3 protein-coding genes are annotated in these 2,362 nt (G+C 39.2%); all 3 read right to left on the reverse strand.

The annotated features are described in order from the left end of the window. Window positions 1–212: beta-galactosidase (locus ABZA26_RS12870; protein ID WP_372714913.1), on the reverse strand; the 212-nt coding region annotated here is incomplete at its 3' end. A gap of 150 nt (window positions 213–362) precedes the next feature. Then, the gene (gene galT / locus ABZA26_RS12875) at window positions 363–1,877 is read right to left on the reverse strand and encodes a UDP-glucose--hexose-1-phosphate uridylyltransferase (RefSeq protein ID WP_372714914.1); all 1,515 of its coding nucleotides are present in this window, start codon (window positions 1,875–1,877) and stop codon (window positions 363–365) included. A 19-nt stretch (window positions 1,878–1,896) separates the two neighbouring features. Then, window positions 1,897–2,362 (reverse strand): GDP-mannose 4,6-dehydratase (locus tag ABZA26_RS12880; protein WP_372714915.1); only part of this gene is annotated, 466 nt, incomplete at its 5' end.

Raw genomic sequence — 2,362 nt, forward strand, 5'->3', positions numbered from 1 at the left:
CCAAACATTACCTTCAGTTCATTCTGATTAAGTTTTTCTATAACCATGTCAAAAAATGAAAAGTCATATTTCCCCTCTTCTTTTTCCATTAGATGCCAGGCAAATTCACCGATTCTTACGATGTTTACCCCCATCTCTTTCATCCTTTTCAGGTCGCTGTCTATAAGATCTATATCCCAGTGTTCAGGATAGTAATCTACACCAAAATACATAATAACCTCCAATTTCATAGTGATAGCAAGATCATTTTTATCATGTTTTATTTACAGGTCCGGATAAATAACTAAAAGTAAAGATACCCCTAAAAAGTGTCAAAACATAACTTTAAAAAGAATTTTTTTAGGGAATTTAAATCTTAATTTTTAACTATTCACGACATCCACAAACTTGAGAAATCCCAGCTTTCCTTCTTCATTTCTTTTGTATACTCCCGCATCTTCTAAAACCTTAGAAAATACCAGGGCAACCTCTTTTTTCAGGAGTTCATTTACATTGTTCCTATCCAGCTCTGAATATTTTTCTTTTATACTTTTTGCCCAGTGGAGATGTTTTATCATCTCTGGATCTTTTTCTATCTCCTCTGCATAGTTATCTTTGATCATGGCTTCTCCCAGCGTCTTAAGTTCCTCTTTTAATCTTCCAGGAAGAACTGCCAGTCCCATTACCTCTATAAGTCCTATATTTTCCTTTTTGATGTTATGCACTTCACTGTGTGGGTGGAATATCCCCAGAGGATGCTCCTCGCTTGTCCTGTTGTTTCTCAAAACAAGGTCCAGCTCAAAGTATTCTCCTCTTCTTCTGGCTATTGGAGTTATTGTATTATGCGGCTCCTCTGTCTCTGCAAATATACCAAGATCCTCATCTGTATAACCTCTCCATTTTTCCAGAATTTCCTCTCCGAGAAGTGACAGCTCCCCCATGTCCTTTGACTTTATCCTCAAAACCGACATAGGCCATTTCACTATCCCTGCCTCCACACCTGGATACTTTGGAAAACTTATCTCATTTTCTATAGGTGCCTTTGCCATGGCAAATTCATAATTTCCACCTTGGAAATGATCATGAGTCAGTATCGATCCTCCCACTATTGGAAGATCAGCATTAGAACCTATGAAATAATGTGGGAACTTTTCTGTAAACTCAAGAAGTGCATCAAAACTTTTTTTAGATATTTTCATAGGAACATGCTCCCCTGAAAATATTATACTGTGCTCGTTATAATAAACATAAGGAGAGTACTGAAGATACCACTGCTCATTTCTGAGTTCCAGAGGAATTATTCTGTGAGTCTGTCTTGCAGGATGATTTATCCTTCCTGCATAGCCTGCATTTTCCTTGCAGAGAAGGCACTTAGGGTACGAACTCTGTTTCATGTTTCTCGCTGCGGCTATTGCCTTTGGATCTTTTTCCGGTTTGGATAGATTTATTGTTATCTCCAGATCTCCATATTCTGTATATGCATACCAGTGAAGATTTTTAGCCACACTTTCCGTTCTTATATAGTTTGAAGCCTTGGACATTTTATAATAATAGTCCGTAGAAGCTTTTATTCCTTCTTTTTCAGCCAGGCTGTAAAATCTTTCTACAACTTCAGATTGTCTCGGCATGAGGCAGGCCATTATTTTGGTATCCAGCAGTTCTCTGTAGGTAACCGTATTTTCTTCAAGGACACCCTTTTCAAAGGCCCAGTCCAGTATCTTTTCCAAAATTTCAGTGGGGGTGTCCAGCTCCTCATCCTTTATTATGACAGCTTCAAACTCGCTTAGCCCCAGGACATCCAAGATGGCATTTCTCACTACAAGAATATCCCATTTCCCCAAAAGGCCCTTCTTCAGACCGTAGTTCACAAGTCTTTCTATCTGAACATTTATATTCATAACCAGTTCCTCCGACCCCTTAATTTTTATATCCCTGTGGATTATTTTTATGCCAGTTCCAGGCAGAAGCTATTATTTTTTCCATACTGTCGTGCTGAGGTTTCCATCCCAGTTCTTTCATGGCTTTTTCCGAGCTGGCCACTAGCTTGGCAGGATCTCCTGCTCTTCTAGGAGCAACTTCTGCAGGAATAGGATGTCCTGTCACCTTTCTGCTTGTTTCTATTACCTCTTTTACAGTGAATCCGTTTCCGTTTCCGAGATTGTAAGTGCTGCTTTCTCCACCCTTTCTCAGCTTTTCTATAGCCAGGATATGAGCATCTACAAGGTCCATTACATGAATATAATCTCTTATACATGTACCGTCATGAGTATCATAGTCTTCTCCATACATGAATATCTTTTCTCTTTTTCCCAGAGCCACTTGGAGTACCAACGGGATTAAATGGGTTTCCGGACTGTGGTCTTCCCCTATACATCCAGATTCA

The organism is Ilyobacter sp. (assembly GCF_041583315.1).
In the GTDB taxonomy this organism is placed as follows: Bacteria; Fusobacteriota; Fusobacteriia; order Fusobacteriales; family Fusobacteriaceae; genus Ilyobacter.

Excerpts from the sequence above, each read along its gene's own strand:
- galT (WP_372714914.1), bottom strand. The coding sequence starts at position 1,877 with ATGAATATAAATGTTCAGATAGAAAGACTTGTGAACTACGGTCTGAAG.